The sequence below is a fragment of the Cytobacillus spartinae genome, assembly GCF_042865285.1.
Taxonomy (GTDB): Bacteria; Bacillota; Bacilli; order Bacillales; family Cytobacillaceae; genus Robertmurraya_A; species Robertmurraya_A spartinae.
Map to the genome: position 1 here is coordinate 1,104,396 of NZ_JBIACK010000001.1, position 17,598 is coordinate 1,121,993.

Annotated in this window: 13 protein-coding genes; 4 read left to right on the plus strand and 9 right to left on the minus strand. The window is 37.0% G+C overall.

Annotation, left to right across the window (positions count from 1 at the left end):
- Positions 1-136 precede the first annotated feature (136 nt).
- The 4 genes from ACFYKX_RS05715 to ACFYKX_RS05730 form a co-directional block, all read right to left on the minus strand.
- A complete protein-coding gene (locus ACFYKX_RS05715; RefSeq protein ID WP_389358901.1) occupies positions 137-1,087 on the minus strand; it encodes an aminoimidazole riboside kinase in 951 nt (316 codons plus the stop codon).
- A 172-nt stretch (positions 1,088-1,259) separates the two neighbouring features.
- Positions 1,260-4,472 carry an SNF2 helicase associated domain-containing protein gene (locus ACFYKX_RS05720; protein WP_389358902.1) on the minus strand — a complete coding sequence of 1,071 codons (3,213 nt, stop codon included), beginning with the start codon at positions 4,470-4,472 and terminating at the stop codon, positions 1,260-1,262.
- 131 nt (positions 4,473-4,603) lie between these two features.
- Entirely contained in the window at positions 4,604-5,578 is a 975-nt protein-coding gene (locus tag ACFYKX_RS05725) for an alpha/beta hydrolase family protein (RefSeq protein WP_389358904.1), read from the minus strand.
- A 393-nt stretch (positions 5,579-5,971) separates the two neighbouring features.
- A complete protein-coding gene (locus ACFYKX_RS05730) occupies positions 5,972-6,367 on the minus strand; it encodes a nucleoside 2-deoxyribosyltransferase (protein ID WP_389358906.1) in 396 nt (131 codons plus the stop codon).
- Between the two features lie 172 nt (positions 6,368-6,539).
- Here ACFYKX_RS05730 and ACFYKX_RS05735 point away from each other — a divergent pair, with 172 nt between their 5' ends.
- The gene (locus ACFYKX_RS05735; protein WP_389358908.1) at positions 6,540-7,817 is read left to right on the plus strand and encodes an MDR family MFS transporter; all 1,278 of its coding nucleotides are present in this window, start codon (positions 6,540-6,542) and stop codon (positions 7,815-7,817) included.
- Positions 7,818-8,338: 521 nt separating this feature from the next.
- Here the strand turns inward: ACFYKX_RS05735 and ACFYKX_RS05740 are convergent.
- The 4 genes from ACFYKX_RS05740 to yfcC all read right to left on the minus strand — a co-directional run bounded on the left by ACFYKX_RS05740 (position 8,339) and on the right by yfcC (position 13,554).
- Entirely contained in the window at positions 8,339-8,557 is a 219-nt protein-coding gene (locus tag ACFYKX_RS05740) for a hypothetical protein (protein ID WP_389358910.1), read from the minus strand.
- Positions 8,558-8,656: 99 nt separating this feature from the next.
- Positions 8,657-10,339 carry an alkaline phosphatase gene (locus ACFYKX_RS05745; protein WP_389358912.1) on the minus strand — a complete coding sequence of 561 codons (1,683 nt, stop codon included), beginning with the start codon at positions 10,337-10,339 and terminating at the stop codon, positions 8,657-8,659.
- 457 nt (positions 10,340-10,796) lie between these two features.
- Positions 10,797-11,966: a beta-aspartyl-peptidase gene (gene iadA / locus ACFYKX_RS05750; protein WP_389358914.1), complete on the minus strand. Its 1,170-nt coding sequence runs from the start codon at positions 11,964-11,966 to the stop codon at positions 10,797-10,799.
- A 106-nt stretch (positions 11,967-12,072) separates the two neighbouring features.
- Positions 12,073-13,554, minus strand: a complete 1,482-nt coding sequence (gene yfcC, locus ACFYKX_RS05755) for a putative basic amino acid antiporter YfcC (protein WP_389358916.1) — start codon at positions 13,552-13,554, stop codon at positions 12,073-12,075.
- A 197-nt stretch (positions 13,555-13,751) separates the two neighbouring features.
- Between yfcC and ACFYKX_RS05760 the strand changes: the two genes are divergently transcribed.
- Together ACFYKX_RS05760 and ACFYKX_RS05765 are read left to right on the plus strand one after the other, a co-directional pair.
- A complete protein-coding gene (locus ACFYKX_RS05760; protein WP_389358918.1) occupies positions 13,752-15,818 on the plus strand; it encodes a sigma 54-interacting transcriptional regulator in 2,067 nt (688 codons plus the stop codon).
- A 63-nt stretch (positions 15,819-15,881) separates the two neighbouring features.
- Positions 15,882-16,085 carry a spore gernimation protein gene (locus ACFYKX_RS05765; RefSeq protein ID WP_389358920.1) on the plus strand — a complete coding sequence of 68 codons (204 nt, stop codon included), beginning with the start codon at positions 15,882-15,884 and terminating at the stop codon, positions 16,083-16,085.
- Positions 16,086-16,138: 53 nt separating this feature from the next.
- Here the strand turns inward: ACFYKX_RS05765 and ACFYKX_RS05770 are convergent, their stop codons facing one another.
- Positions 16,139-16,480: a hypothetical protein gene (locus ACFYKX_RS05770; protein ID WP_389358922.1), complete on the minus strand. Its 342-nt coding sequence runs from the start codon at positions 16,478-16,480 to the stop codon at positions 16,139-16,141.
- A 136-nt stretch (positions 16,481-16,616) separates the two neighbouring features.
- On the opposite strand from ACFYKX_RS05770, the gene ACFYKX_RS05775 reads away from it, so the two are divergent.
- Entirely contained in the window at positions 16,617-16,844 is a 228-nt protein-coding gene (locus ACFYKX_RS05775; protein ID WP_389358924.1) for a spore germination protein, read from the plus strand.
- Positions 16,845-17,598: the final 754 nt, after the last annotated feature.

The following is a 17,598-nucleotide window of genomic DNA, read 5'->3' on the forward strand; positions in this document are numbered from 1 at the left end:
AGGTCATCAATTTTATGGGCTTCCTAAGTATTTAAAATTGACCTGTCAGCTCTACCAAGTGAAATATTTTTGGTTACAGTAAAGCCCTCTGAAACTGTTTTTCCCGAATCATTTTACCTACTGCAGAGCTATATATTTATTTCCCATCTAAGTGCCTTCTCACTTCATCTAAAGTCGGAAGAGCAGTCATAGCCCCTTTTGTTGAGGCAGCTAATGCACCAGAAACAGACGCAAATGTAGCCATATCAACAGCTTCTTCAATGGTTATTTTTCTAATATCCCCTTGGTATTCACTTAAGCGATAAAGAATCCCTGAAACAAATGCATCTCCTGCTCCAGTGGTGTCGATAGGGTCTACTTTCATTGCTGGAACATGCTTTTGAGAGTCATATGTATAAATATAGCTACCTTCTGCACCTAAGGTAATCATCATAAGTGGAATGTCGTATCCTCTCATTTTTTCTACCCCAGCATTGATGTCATTTTCACCGGTAATAAACTCTAATTCTTCTTCAGAGATTTTAAGAACATCTGCTTGATTTAGCATACTCTTAATCGTTTCACGAGCATTTTCTTCGGAGTCCCAGAGGCCTAAACGTAAATTGGGGTCATAGGACACGATCATGCCATTTTCTTTTGCTAGCTTAACTGCATGATGCGTTGCCTCTTTTGACGGGCTACTAATCATTGAGATCGACCCAAAATGGAGAATCTGATGAGAGAGAAAATCTTCTTCATCAATATCACTTACTTTTAAAAATCGATCAGCACTCGGATTAATATAAAAATCAAAACTTCGTTCGCCACCCTCTCCATTTGTGACGAAAACAACTCCTGTTCTCACATCGGAAGTTAGGAACATTTGGTTCGTTCTAACGCCATATTGTTCCAGTGTTTCTTTCAAAAATCTGCCTAAAACATCATTGCCTACTTTTCCTAAAAAAGTAGATCTAGCTCCTAAGCGAGCTAACCCTACCGAAACGTTCGCTGGTGCTCCACCAGGGCTTTTTTGGTAATTAATATTGTTTTCATCTAACGGAATAAAATCAATTAATGCTTCGCCAATAGAAATAATTCCTTTTTTCATAGGTATCACACTCTTTCATGATGAGTTACTATCTAGATTACTAATCCCTTCTCTATTCTACTCTTTTTAAACGCCTGTTTCCATGCCACGAAAAAGTGAACAAAAGGAATTGCATTAACGGAAAATAAACAAACTCGTCCCATTTAGAATCGAGTTTGTTTTTGGGGAACTCTTAAATCATCAGTAACTCCCGTATATCCTCTTCCGTTAAGGTTGCTGAGCCTTTTTCAGCAGGATCAAGAATTTCTTTAATAAGATGTTTCTTTTTCTCTTGCAGCTCGTTCATTTTTTCTTCAATGGTTCCTCTTGTCACGAGCTTAATGACTTGTACCGTATTGTCTTGACCTATGCGATGAGCACGATCTGTTGCTTGCTCTTCGACCGCTGGATTCCACCATAAATCATACATAATCACTGTATCTGCACCAGTCAGATTAAGACCTGTTCCACCCGCTTTTAAGGAAATAAGAAAAAAATCATGTTCTCCTTCATTAAATCGATTACAAAGTTGGACACGCTGTTCCGAAGGAGTTTGTCCATCTAGGTAGAAAAAAGACTGTCCTTGCAGGGCCAAATGTCTCCCAATCATTTCAAGCATCTTTGTAAATTGGGAAAAAATCAATACTCTTCTGCCTGATAGTCTGCATTCTTCAAGGATTTGAACAAGTTGCTCAAATTTCGCTGAGCGACCTTTATAGCTGTCCACGAATAATGCTGGATGACAACAAATTTGTCGTAGCCTAGTTAACCCTGCCAGTATCCTAATCTTGTTTTTGCGAAGGGTGTCCTTGTCTAAGTGCTTTAACGTATCATGTCTTAACTTTGCTAAATAAGCTGCATATAGTTTCTTTTGTTCAGGAAGTAACTCCATCGTTTCTAAAGACTCTAATTTGTCAGGGAGTTCAGACAGAACGTCCTCTTTCAATCGTCTTAATAAAAATGGACGAATTCTTCTCGATATCGTTTCCCTTGTAAGATGACTGTACTCTCTTAAACCTTGAAATAATTCTGGAAATACGACATGGAAAATAGACCATAACTCCTCAATTGAATTTTCAACAGGTGTTCCAGTGAGGGCAAAACGGTGGTCTGCTTTTAATTTCTTTACTGCCCGTGCTGTTTGAGTAACTGGGTTTTTAAAAGCTTGTGCTTCATCAAAAAACACCGTATGGAAGCTTTGATTTTCATACCACCTTAAATCCTTTCGTAATAAAGGATAAGTTGTAATGATCACATCTACACCGTCAAGATATTGCTGAACCTGTTGCCTTTCTTTTTGAGAGCCATCAATCACGATCGCCTCAATTTCTGGTGTGAATTTCATGATTTCACTAAGCCAGTTATAGCTTAAAGAAGCTGGGCACACAATTAAAACAGCTTTCTTTTTTTCGCGGATATGATGAAGTTCAGACAAAATAAACGTTATGCTCTGTAACGTTTTACCTAACCCCATATCATCTGCTAAAACTCCACCAAATCCATAGCTTGCCAGTGTCTTCATCCACTTATAACCATGTTTTTGATAGTCTCTTAACGTCTGTTCTAATTTGTCTGGTATTTCAATATTCATTTGTTCTGGATGAAAAATTTGATCTAAGAATTGCTTGAAAGACTCTTCTATCTTAAACAGGTCTTGATTATTAAAAGCACTTAGAGAGGAAAATCCCTGAATAAAAGGAAGCTCAAACTGACTTTCTATATCTTCCGGTTGAACAGGAATGGTCTTTAAAAAACGTTGGATTTCCTCATACTCTCTTGATTCTAATGAGAGAAGCGAACCATTTTTCAGACGAAAATATTTACGTTTTTCCTCTAATGCTGCTAAAAGGTCACGTATATCTATATCTTTTATTCCATCCAATTCAAATTTAAACTCTAGCCAATTCGTGCGCTCTTTTTTCACTTTAACACGAATCCGTGGTTTTGCATTTTCTCTGAAAATTCGATTTCTAATTGCTGTTGTGGCATATATTTGAACTAGTTTTTGTAGCTTTGGAACGGTGTGGTATAAGAACTCATACTCAAGCTCTTCATTTTGTAAAATGTATCCGCCGTCCGTCTTTGTAAACTGGCTTTCATCCATCAGTTGTAGGATCTCGTCTTCTTTTTCCACATCCCTTATGACAAGTGGACCGCTACTAAGCTCCCTGCTCTCTAATGGATTAATAACCACATGGTCATAGTGAAATTCCACACCAGCTAAAAGGCGGTTCTTTACCCGATCCAAGTAAAGCTTTGCTTTTAACGGCGTTTTCATAAATTCTTTACTAACATCGTGTGATACTTGAACATTCCCAAGCCGCTTTAATCCAGGAATTACTTTTTCAATAAAGAATGGCAATTGATCCTGATGGATAGGAATTTCGTCTATTCTTGAAGAATTAAGCATCTGATTTAATTCGAATAGCCGTTTTGAATCCTCTTTGTTTAACGAAACAATCTTTCCTGCTGATAACACTGAATGATAAGAGTTCATCAACACTAACCGGTCCATTCCTTTAATTATAAGGCCATAGGACGTCCGAGTGCGTTCTTCTAAATGAAACTGCAGTGGCAGTGTTTGCGAAGTTACAGTAAGTTGATAGGCTTGTTCACCGTATTCTAACTTTACAGAAGGCGACAATACTAAAAATGGCAATAGCCGCTCCCATGAGGATGGCGGGATCAGAAGCATCTGATTCCTCATGATATAGTCTGTCGGTTCTACTAATGTATTTATAAATGCTTTCTCATCATAAATAACTTGAATTAACTGGTGAAGTACCCCATCTGTTTCCTTTTGAAAACAATGACTGATAGGATTGTATAGGAAAGATGATCCAATTTGATGCGATTCCCGGCTCTTAACAGCCAATAAAAAGTCACGTATCTCCGTTACCATTGTTGAGCCTAACTGAGCTTCGATCCCGAACATATTTTGTCCGTTTCCTATCGTTAACACTCTACAGGTAAAGGTTACATCCAATACCTCCCTATCTTCAAAGTGAAGCTGATGACCACTTGAACGAACGGACTGGTCCTTGAACAATGTAAGTAAGCCTTCTGTAAGGTCGGATTCTGAAGAATTTACTCCATCTAACTGGATGGCAGGACTTGTCCCTTTTCGTTGCTTTTCATAAATGGACAATAGAACAGCAGCAATATGCTGACATTCCTTACTAAACGAGGCTAGCTTTGGACAACTACATGTTGCTTGAAATCCTCCATCACCTTCTGCATGGATTGTAACAGCAAAATCCTCAGTACCCTTAACAATCGCCTCACATACATCGTTACTATAATGAGTAACATCCACTTTTTTCGTACGATAAAATGCATCCCCTCTTTTGAAGGAGACAGTACCACACATATCTTGAATCATTTTCAGAGTTAACTTGATATTCAATGCATTTCTCCTCCCTCTGAGGAACAAGATTTTTGATAAAACGATTGTATCATAGAAGGGAAGAGTGTGCTTACTTGCCAATCATATAGAAAAAGCTTTAGAGAATTACCCCTAAAGCCTTTTACAAAAACCTAATTTATAATCATTTCTGCTTTTTTAACCTCGTTACTCTTCCAATCAGCCAACCAATTCGTAATGATATCTTTCAATTCTTGATCTACTGGAGCTTTAATTATTTTTTTCGTATTATTTAAGATTTTACTCATGCTAAACTCCAAATCTGTTTTACGAAGCATATGTGTCATATCACTTATGACATGAATTTCGCATTCTCCTTGAACCAACTCTTTTATCTTCTGTAAGTCGTCTACTTTTACATTTACATCCTTTGATCCTGTGATTGCAAGAACTGGGCATTTCACATTTTTTAATGATGTGGAAACATCAACCTCTGCACTCTCTCTATTCCATTTCGCATTAATTTTTTTTCCTTTGTAACGAACCACTGGCTCATCTGTTTCTGATACAACTCTAATTAAGTCATCATTCATCTTCTTAATTTTCTTCTCTAGGTTGATAAACCTTAGTAACCACCCTTGAAAACCTTTAAGGCTTTTAATTTCTTTATACATTTGCTCCCTTTGCCATTCCATTGTTTTCGCAAGTGGCTCTGCAATACTAGCAAGAAGGATCATCCCACTTACAGGGTTTCTATCATTTACAATCGGTGCAATAATCCCACCTTCACTATGCCCTAATAATATCACTTTCTCAGAATCAATATTTGGGTGATTCTTAGCAAATGTTACTGCAGCCTCAGCATCGTCAATTAGATCGTATGCTCCTGCTTCATAATAATCACCTTTGCTTGCTCCTACTCCCCTTTTATCGTAACGAAGAGTTGCAAACCCTTGCTCTACTACTAAATCACTTAGTTCTTTAAATGCATTTATGGGAAGCCCTTTAGCATTGGAATCACGATCTATTTCGCCACTTCCATGGACCATTATGATTGCCGGATATTTTTCAAGATTGCTATCTGGTAATGTTAATGTTGCCGCTAAAGGATATTTCGCTGGAATTGTCACTTCCAATTTTTTACTCATCTATTTCATCCGCCTTTGTTTTTCTCGTATTTGTATGTAATACGACCTACAGGTATAAATCGTTCAGTAAAAAGATAAATTTTTTATAAAAAAAAGATAGATGTAGCCATCTACCTTTTTAACGCTTTTTATTTTTAGATTTCCAAACGATATACCCTAATATAAAACCAAATGGCAAATAGACAATCGCACGGACTAGAATAGCTATCAAGCTTTCCGTAAAGGATCCATATTCCACACCATTAAATGCTGTATCCATTATAAAGATTAGTATTGAACCAATGATTGCAAAAGCAATCCCGAATATCCAACTATAACTCCATTTATTGTTTTTGATATCTAATACACCCCTAATCCATTTTTTTACACTGTCATTATTGTAGCATATGGAACTTACTTGCCCATACTCTGTTCTGCCTGTATGACATGATTCATTACGATTTCCATTTCTCCTGTAAGATGTACGACTCCGTCTACATGATAAAAGGTCGTATTCAGGAAATCCTCCTCATTTTTTGCATAAAGATAAACACGTTTATAAGCCGCGAGAGCAATCCCTAACTCTACATGGGTTCCATTTCCACCTGGTAGGATGACCAAAATAAAATCAGATTCCTTCACGGCCTTTAACTCATCTGTTCCTATTTCCCTCAGCTGCTCAACTGTATTAGCCTTCTCATTTTTCGTCCAATCATATGTATGAACAAATCCCACTGATTTAAGAGTAGTTGCTGCTTGTTGAACGGTCTCCTTATTCGTGAAACCTGATGCAATGTAAAATTTCTTCACTTGTATGTTCTCCTTAAAACGATAATTTCCAAATCCACCTTTAGTATACAGTAAAAAGGCATAATTTCGCCTTTTGTCTTAATCTTGTACTATTAATCTCTTTAACTTGTAAATTATTGTTAATCGGTAGTATGATAGTATGCGGATTGATTTTAGAAACGAGGAAAACATCATGAGAATTAGAGATTGGGACTTAAATTTAAAGGTTCGGTTGTTTGGTGAGGCAATGATGAATATTACATTCTGGATGTTCTTTCCCTTCCTAACCATTTATTTTGCTGAGGAATTTGGAAAAGCGCAAGCAGGACTCTTACTTGTATGTTCACAACTGTTTTCTGTATTTGCTAATTTGATGGGGGGATATTGTGCTGACCGGTTCGGGAGGAAAACTATGATGGTTCTTTCCTCTTTTGGTCAGGGAGTCTGCTTCCTTATATTCGCACTAGCAAGTTCACCTTGGTTTCATTCACCATGGATAGGCTTTATTGCGTTTGCTTTAGTTGGTTGTTTTGGCTCAATCTATTGGCCTGCAAGTCAAGCGATGGTTGCAGATGTTGTACCTGAAAAGGATCGGAGCAATGTGTTTGCCGTGTTCTATACCTCTATTAATATTGCGGTCGTTGTAGGTCCTTTACTTGGTGCCATCTTTTACAGCAACTATTTTTCACAGTTACTGCTGATTTGCGGAATAATATGCATAGGCTTGTCACTGATTTTAGCAAAACTAACTCGAGAAACTGCACCGGTGATGACTCAAGTAAACAAAAGCGACAAGTGGTATTCATTTTTGAAAAATCAAGTGAAAGACTATGGGGTTATACTAAAGGATCGTGTCTTCCTCCTTTTCATTGTGGCAGGAGTTCTAGTATCCCAAACCTTTATGCAGCTTGATTTATTGTTCCCAGTCTATACGAAAGATGTGGTCCATAACCAAACTTTTTTTGCTTTTGGAGATTGGTCCATTAAAGTGAGTGGTGAACAGGCCTTTGGGATCATTTTGTCTGAGAACGGTTTAATTGTGGCATTGCTAACGGTAGTCGTAACAAGATGGATGCTTAAGTACAGGGAAAGAAATGTGTTTATTTTATCGTCTTGTATGTATGCGATTGCTATTTTCTTTTTCGGTCAAACCCAATGGATATGGGGCCTAATTTTTGCAATGGCTATTTTTACACTTGGAGAATTAATGGTTGCGGGTTTGCAGCAAAGCTTTATTTCAAAAATTTCTCCAGAGAACATGCGTGGTCAATACTTTGCGGCTGCCAGCCTTCGTTTTACCATTGGAAAGACGATCGCACCCATTAGCATTCCACTAACCGTATGGATAGGGTATCAGTGGACATTCATGATTCTTGGTTTACTAGCATTAGTAAGTGCTTTATTATATTGGGTTATGTTCGCAATGATTGAAAAACCCAAAGCTGTTCTGTTGAAAAAGAGTTCCATATAAGATGAAACTAGGAGTAGCTAAAAAAGGCTACTCCTATGCTTTTGTATCCTGTTAATTAGCTCTAGTTACATTTTTTTAGTTTCTATAATTCCTTTAACATAGTTAAAAACAAAAAAATGCCAGCAACTTTGCTGACATGTTTTAATAAGTTAAGACTGTGTACAAACCAATTTTAAGCTATATAGAAGTGAACCATAATTAGCAAAAAATTAACGCTAACCTTTGAAAACATTGTGACCCACCCAACTTCTTTATTAGAATATTGTGTTAACCCAATATTAACAAAATATTATTGATGCTATGTTAATATAACATGAATTTTCTATGAATTTTATTAACAATTTTCACCAATGTATGAGGCATTTATATAATTCTCCTTTTATCACATCATCGTCGATTCTTAGATTTTTATTCAAACTTTATCTTGCCTGTGTATGTTAAACATATCCATATAAAAAATCTAGTCCAACATATTGTAATAAAAATCTGGACTAGATTTGGAGCTTCAAATATGTAAATTTTTATTTACCATTTAAATCGTTCAGTTCATCGATTAGCTGCTTGCTTCTCTTTGCATTTCCTTCTGCAAAGTTTTGCAGGCGATCTTTTAACTCGTTATCATCGTGGATTCTTTCAGCTGTAATTAAATAAGTTCTCATTAACTCTTCTTCAGTTTCAATGGAATTCTTGAGAACTTCCTCTAGAATTCCTTTTTCTTCCTCACTTTTACCTTTAAACATTGGGAAACCTCCTTTTACCCTTATTATTTTCCTTATAGGGTTGATTAATAACCTACAAATCATAAAAAAATAGCCCCACAAGCGTGGGACCATCTCTAATTACTTCACTAAAGAAGAAGCTTTTGAATGGATGTAGAAATCTTTTTCGTTATATACAGTGATACCATCTAACTTCTTAGTTGACTTAAATGTTTTAGATGAAACTGTACGATATACAGTTGCGTAATTTTTGTTAATTGGGAATTCGATACGTACATTGCCTTTTGTTGCAACAAAAACTTCATTATTTTCATAATTACCATCTTTAAGTATTTCTGTCGTGTATCCTTTTTTCGCATACATTCCCTCAGCATTTACATATAACTCATCAGTTAATTTACTTAAGTCAAAGCCCATAAATTTAGCCATTGTCTTAGCTAGGTCAGTGTTTTCTACTGTACCAAATGGTCTAGAAGGTCCATAAGAGTAAAGGAATACGTCTTCACCAGTATGTCCACCAGTTGTAAAACCGATATTAGCTCTGTTAGCTAACATTTTTGACATTAAAGATTGTAGGGCTCTTGCATCCTTAGCTTCCTTAAGAGACTTCATTTCTTCATCACTTAAATCATCTAATCCGTATAATGCAGCAACTTCTTTCATATTTGACTTATCTTCTTTTAGTTGAGTTAATGCACCCTCAAGAGTCATCGTAGCTTTCTTCAGTGGATCTACATAAGTAGATACTGGAATGTTCGTATAAGTATTACTTGTATTCATGTTACCAATCGTAATACCACTGTTACCATGGTCACTTACGGCAATAACCATTGTGTTCCCATCTTTTTTAGCAAACTTTAATGCTTCATTTACTGCATCATCAAACGCTATCACATCTGTAATCATTCCGATTGTATCATTACCGTGAGCAGACCAATCAATTTTACTACCTTCAACAAATAAGAAGAACCCATCTTTATCTTTTGATAAAGTATCAATAGCCTTCTTTGTCATATCAGCTAATGACGGCTCATTTGACTTAGAAGTTTGGCGATCTAAATCGTACTTAAGAGCGTTAGGAGCGAATGCCCCCCAGATCTTGTTAGATTTAGAGCTTAATAATTCATTTCGATCTTCAACAAGATCATAACCATTTCCTTCAAGATACCTAACTAAATCCTCTCCATCTTTACGAGAGTTTCGCTCTTCGCCAGGTTGAAGAGCTTCTTTTCCGCCGCCCAGCACTACATCAATGCCTTGGTAGACTTGCTGTTCAGCAATATCACCGTAATTGCTTCTACTAGTTACGTGAGCTGAGAAACCAGCAGGTGTAGCATGTTGAATTTCTGAAGTTGAAATAATACCAGTGGCTTTTCCTTGTTTCTTAGCTCCTTCAAGTACGTTTGCAACTGGTTTAAATGCTTCTTCTTCTGCAACCTGATCAAGGCCTGGTGAATTTACAACAGATGGGAGAACACCTATGTATTTATCATTAGATTTATGTCCTGTAGCTAATGCTGTTGCTGCAGGAGCTGAGTCTGTGATCGCTGATTCAGCTGAATATGTTCTTACAGCACCACTTGCGATTTCTTCCATAGCAAGAGCTTCACCCTTATACCATCTAGCAAGGGTTGTAGCACCAGAGCTAGTACCATCCATGACCATCATGATGACATTTGTAGGCTTTTTCGTTTTGTCATCTGCTGAAACAAAATTAATACTAGATGCATAGCTGAATGAACTTGCAACAATCGCACCCGCTACCGTCATACCTACCAACTTATTTTTCAAGTTCTTTTTCATCAATAATCCTCCAATATATTAATCTTTTGAACTCGTCCTAATCATAAGATAGTTTTGTTAACTAGATTTTAAGATTACATAAAGGTTTCTTTTGTTTTTTTTGAAATTTTGTAAATTTAATAGAAAAAACCTTGATATGGATACGATATCAAGGCTCTACTAATATATGATTTTTATGATTAATTACAAACCTTTGCATAATATAAAAAATTTCTGGGAAGTTACAACCTTAAATCTGCATTTTCTTCTTTATTTATGATTCTAATTAGGATAATCGTTAGCAAAATGATAGTTTTTGTAATTTAAGGAAAGTATATTTAACAATTATCATGATTTCTGCCAAGATCCTTCGGGTTATCGATTATTCGACAAACACACACCTCGCCAGCCACAACAAAATACAGAAAATCCCCAAAACAAATACCGACCCCATACCTAGGAGTCGGCACTCATCATTCTATTCAAACGTACCTTTTACTACCACTTCTTTATTCCTTACCATAACTTTGCCCATTGCAATTACAGTATTAATATCAAGGGTATCCTTTTCAATCAATACGATATCAGCATCTCGGCCAACTTCAATCTTTCCTTTTCGACCTAACTTAAGAACTTTTGCAGGATTTTCTGTAATAACTTTTAAAGCTGTATCTGGTGCAATATTTTCATTTAAAATAGCATCCTTCACTTCACGGTATAAAGAAGAAACCTTGCCAACTTGCAGCCCTACAAAGTCACCGTTGTGGTCAAATTCCGGTAGACTAGCTTGTCCATCAGATGTAAATGTAATTTGGTCAATCGGAACTCCAGCCTCTAACATACGTTTAAGGCCAATGCTACACTTCACTTCGCCCTCTTCTAAAAACTTCGGAATGGTACTTGTCGTAAAATCAACATAGCCACCTTTTTTAGCAAATTCTATACCAACTTCAAACAACTCACCATTTCGGTTAATATGGGTTGGATGAAATTGAGTAATGGGTAAGTCGGTGTTTTCAACAATCTCTTCTAGGAGTTTTAATCGGGTATCGCTATCTCCAACATGGATGTTCACAATTCCAGCCTTACCTGATAAAATACCTGCCACTCTTGCTTCTGCTGTTAATCTAGTCAATTCATCAAAAGTAGGTTGGGATGATCGATGATCAGCTATCGCGATTTCACCAACTCCAATGATTTTATCAATAAGAATGATATCATCTTGAACACGTCCAGTCAGACTACGTAAAGGAACTTGATATGAACCAGTATGTACAAAACATGTAATTCCTTCTTCCTCTAGAGCGCGGGCTTTAGCAATAAGCTCTGGCATAGTTCGTGTTGTACCATCTGTCCCCAGCACCCCAACCATCGTTGTAATTCCAGCAGTTGTAGCATCTGACAAATTTAATTCAGGTGTTCTAGTTCGAAAGCTACCTTCTCCACCACCCCCTGTTATGTGGACGTGTGAATCGATAAATCCAGGAACAATATAAGTCCCTGTTGCATCAATCACTTCTATTGGAAGCGAATTTACCGCTTCAATATCTTCTTTAATAAGTCCAACACGACCATCGACTAGTAAGACATCTTTTTTCCCAAGATAAGCCGGAGCATAAACCTCCCCGCCTTTTAATAATTTCAGCAATGATGTAACCTCCTATATGATGAAAATATCCTAGTAAAAAGGGGCAACCAATGTTACCCCATCATAATTTTTTATAAAAAACTTTTTTAAGCTTGCTTTAACCTCTTTATGAAAAATTAATCAGTACAGCTGTAATGATAAATACAGATGCTAATGTGAATAAAAGCAATTGGAACTTGATTTGAAACTTAAACCATTTAGCCCAATCTAATCTTGCAGCTCCTAGTACACCCATTAGCGCAGCTGAAGTAGGAACGATCATATTTGTAAAACCGTCTCCTAATTGGAAGGCAAGAACGGCAACCTGTCTCGTTACTCCAACAAAGTCAGCTAGTGGAGCCATTAATGGCATTGTAAGAGCTGCTTGCCCAGAACCTGATACAACGAAAAAATTAAACACGGATTGGAACACGTACATGAACCAAGCTGAAAGTGCAGTTGGTAAACCGTCAATCATATTTCCTGCGCCATAAAGAATGGTGTTAAGGATAGATGGTGAAGCTGGATCGTCTCCACCAAGAATTAATACAATTCCTTTCGCCATACCTACAATCAACGCAGCAGGAAGTAAATCCTTAGCACCTTGTTTAAATCCTTCAGCTAGATCATTTACTCGCATATTGTTCAACTTAAAGATGACACCGATAATCCCTGAAACTAAACCGATTGTAAAGAATTGAGTCGCGATCTCAGGAATGTAATATGCATGCTTGACAACACCCCAGATGATCCAGACAATCCCTAATGCAACAGTTCCAATAACAAGCCCATGTCCAAGACTAAATCTTGCTTTTATATCGGATTCTTTGAAATCTTTTCTAAAATAATCATCCGTATCATATGCGATGGAACGAGTTGGATCTTTTCTAATGCTTTTTGCATACATCCAAGTATAGATGATCCCTACTAATGTAAATACTGCCCACATCGTAAAGCGGAAGCCGAACCCTGATAAAACAGGTACTCCTGCAATCCCTTGTGCAATTGCCACACTAAAAGGATTCATCCATGAAGTTGCAAATCCAATCTGTGTTGCTACATATGTAATCATAATACCAGTAATAGAATCATACCCAAGGGCAATGATGATAGGAATTAGGATCATCGCAAATGCAATGGCCTCTTCTCCCATTCCAAATACTGCTCCACCTAATGAAAATAAGATAAACAAAATCGGGATAATAAGGCTTTCTCTACCTTTTGTTCTTGCAATAACGGATAGAATTCCTTCCTCTACTGCACGTGTCTTCATGATAATTCCAAAAGCACCACCGATAATAAGAATGAATGCAACGACACCTACAGCAGATCCCCATTTACTACCTGAAACCAATCCTTCGAAGACATAATTTAAAAATCCAACACCGCCGTATGGCTCGAAAATCCCTACGCTAATTTTTTCCTCTGCTAATGTGAAACTATCAGGATCTAGAACTGTTTTCGTTTGTTCTTCCCCATTTTGAGTAAAGGTAACTTCCTTTGTTTCATAGACCCCTGGCTGAATGACATACGTTAATAGAGTTGCCAGTAAAACAACAAAGAAGATAATAATAAACGTGTCCGGCATTTGAAACCTTGATTTCTTCATTTCATTCTCCCCTTTTATTTTTTAAGTAAGCGTTTCCCAACTGTTCACTTTTTATATTGCAAAAAGTATGCCAACTTACCAAAACCCAAATTCACAGAATATTTTAGTAATTTATGGTTATTAAATCTTACATATCCTATAATTGGTTGTTATAATTAACACATATATAACCAGCTACAACCAATTAGGAGGATTCCATGATCGCTAAAAAAGAAATTGTCATATTAGCAGGAACTCGAGAAACGAGAAAAGCATTAGCTAACCAGCTAGATGAAATTATCGGTGACCTTGTCAATGTGAAGAGTTATTCCGTTGAGGAGCAGTTGCCCCCCATAATCGAAAATCAAATCATTATTTTCTCCTCTTATCTAATTGATGATGAGGTAAAACACATAATCGGAAATGGGTGCAAGATTATTATCGCCAACCGTACCATCAACTATCAATTCATTGATAAATTGCTCTTTCTTCCAAAAGAAACCAAGGTTTTATATGTAAATGACTTTCCTGAAACCGTCTCTGAATCGATACATACATTAAAAAAACTAGGGATTGACCATATTCACTATGTCCCCTACTATCCCGGCAAACTGCTAATCGAACATACCGAAATTGCCGTTACACCTGGAGAAGTTGAACTTGTACCTCCTTCTATTTCTCAAATCGTTGATATTGGTGTTAGATTAATAGACATTACAACAATCATAAGAATACTAGATGTTTTGCAATTCCCAGAGGAAAACGGCCTAGATATTGCTGATAAATACACGAAGAAAATCATTGAACTCAGCCAAAAGCTGGCAAAGACCAATAATAAAATTAACCTTCTTAATAGACATTTAAAGGAAGTAGTAGACGGCGTAAACGATGGTATACTGGCTTTTACCTACAACGGAAAAATTACTGTATTTAACGAAGTGTTGGAAAAACTAACAGGTGTGTCTTCAAAATATGCAATTGGTCAAAACATTCGAAAGGTACTAAAAAATCATAAATTAATTGAGTTTCTTTTTTCACAAACTGATACTCACGATCAATATTTCAGTTTAAAAGATACGGACGTAATGGTGCATCGCTTTCATCTTTTAAAAGAACAATCAATTGTTGCGACTTTCAAAAATGTAAATGAAACCATTGAAATGGAGCGCGCAGCTAGAAATGAGCTTGTCAAAAAGGGCTATATCGCCAAATACTCCTTCTCAGACATCATTGGAAATAGCCTTGAGTTGCAAGAGACAAAAATAGTTTCTATGAAGCTAGCAAGAACCGATTTAGCCATCTTGATTCAAGGGGAAAGTGGTACTGGAAAAGAACTATTTGCAAGCGCCATTCATAACGAATCTCCTAGAAAAACAGGACCCTTTTTGGCTGTTAATTTCAGTGCTTTACCTGAGGATTTATTAGAGAGTGAGCTTTTCGGATACGAGGATGGGGCCTTTACTGGTGCCAAAAAAGGCGGAAAAAAGGGGTTATTTGAACAGGCAGATGGCGGTACTATTTTTCTAGATGAAATCGGCGACATAAGTCCAAAGCTTCAAGCAAGATTACTTCGAGTCTTACAAGAAAAAGAGATTAGGAGAGTTGGAGGCTCACGAAACATCCCCATTAATGTAAGAGTTATTGCAGCGACCAATAAAGATCTCATTAGTATGATAAATCATGGAACTTTTCGTGAGGATTTATATCACCGTTTAAAAGTTTTGTTTATTGAACTTCCTCCATTGAGAAAGAGAAAGGGTGACCTTCCCGTATTAATAAAACATTTCATTGAGGAAACGAATTCAAATCATGTAGATGTCTCGAAGGATGCCATCCAAATTCTCCAAGACCTCCCTTGGTACGGAAATGTTCGAGAATTGAAGAACACGATTGATTATATGCTTGCTGTTCACGATGGCAACGTACTAAATAAGAAGGATATTCCTGGGATGAACTTTTTCCAGAGAAACAAATTACAGACAACAAGTACCAACGAGGATTTTCAAGAAAAGAGAGAGCTTTCTTTAAGTCCAGAACAAGAAATGATTATTGAAATCATATACAAAATCTCACTAGAAGGAAAAATTGCAAGCAGGAAATCGATATCAGAATATACAACAGGACATAATCAATACTTTGAGCTGTCTGAACAACAAGTTAGACAACGTATTCAACAGCTTGAGGAGTTAGGTTTTGTGACAATTGGTGTTGGGCGTTCAGGTACAAGGCTTTCCAGAGCAGGCTTAGATTATGTTAGGTTAGGCTCATTTGAGAAGGCTCTGTGATATTAATGCCTATACAAGGTTGTCCTCCTTTCATAACATAGTAATAGAAAGGAGGGACAGACTATGAAAAGATACACACATATTACAAACATCGGTAAAATTAAGGTGAGCAATGTTTCCCACGGAGCATCTGTTAATTATGGACCAGCCATCCATAAAGGATACCAGGCAAATGTAAAACTTGTTACAGATCAATTAGCAATTGGAGACGAGTTTACCTTTGGCTGTCCTAACGAGCAAGAAAATGGAGAAGATGACTCAGAATAGTAATGTTCAAATATAAAACGATGCTCATCAAGAGCATCGTTTTTACAATTTCATCAATATTTTATGGATAGTGCATCAGCTAAATAAGGTCCGTATTCATTTCTACTTGGTGAGTGCTGTCCAAGTATCTGAACATTGTGTAACGTATGAGCAAATCCTTTAGGGTGAGGTACACTATAGTCCTGTGATGGCCAATGAGCTATTTGAAGTTTATAGTATTGAACCGGTGTGCTTGGAACATATGCACAAGTGTTTCCTTTTTGAAATTCCTCGTCAACTACTTGACCTTTAAAACTCTGATTTGGTTGTGGCCAACCTATTTGAGCTAATGCCTGTGACTCCTGTTGTCCTAAGCCATACATGGGACTTCCTTGTCTATACAAATATGGATTCATCAGCAACTCCTCCTCTAACGCTTTTACCATATATTCTTATTCAGCCCTTAGCTATTTGCTCATAGTTTATGTTTGAGCCATCACGAGTCAAGTGTAACTGAATATAATACGGTATCAATTGTATGAGGTGATTACGATGATTCCAACACATATCAATAATATATTTGGCATTCGAATTAATAACTCCTCGAACAATGCATCGATTAACTATGGAAATGCGTTGCATAAAGGGCATCAAGCAAATGCAAAAATGACAGTTGGCTATTTACAACCAGGAGATGCAAACTTCAGTCCATTACAATTTAATAACGCTAACTTTTTTAATGATCCAGATGTGACAGACCAAGGACAGGTTCAGGTTTAACGGCTTTTTTCTAATAATTACTATATGTTAAAACATCTATTTCACGGGGATGCATTGCTGTAAAAAATGAGACTAACCTTGCCTAGGGACAGAAGTTCAATTTTGTTACCAAGAACTCTTCAATATCAACTTAGTTGCGGGACGAATAACTATCTTCCTTACCACGAACTATTCAATATCAGCTTTGTCGCGGTAAGAATAACTACCTTTCTTACCACGAACTCATCTGCACCAGCACTGTCGCGGTTCGAATATCTATCTTCCTTACCACGAACTATTCAATATCAGCTTTGTCGCGGTAAGAATAACTACCTTTCTTACCACGAACTCATCTGCACCAGCACTGTCGCGGTTCGAATATCTATCTTCCTTACCACGAATTATTCAATATCAGCTTTGTCGCGGTAAGAATAACTACCTTTCTTACCACGAACTCATTTGCACCAGCACTATCGCGGTTCGAATATCAATCTTTCTTACCACGAATTATTCAATATCACCCTTGTCGCGGTAAGAATAACTACCTTTCTAACCATGAACTCATTTGCACCAGCACTGTCGCGGTTCGAATATCTATCTTCCTTACCACGAACTATTCAATATCAGCCTTGTCGCGGTAAGAATAACTACCTTTCTTACCACGAACTCATCTGCACCAGCCTTATCGCGGGAAAAAAACCGATGTATTTTACCATATCATACTCACCCGGTAGTTCATGGTATATAGTTTTACTACAGAGAACTTCAGCCCAGC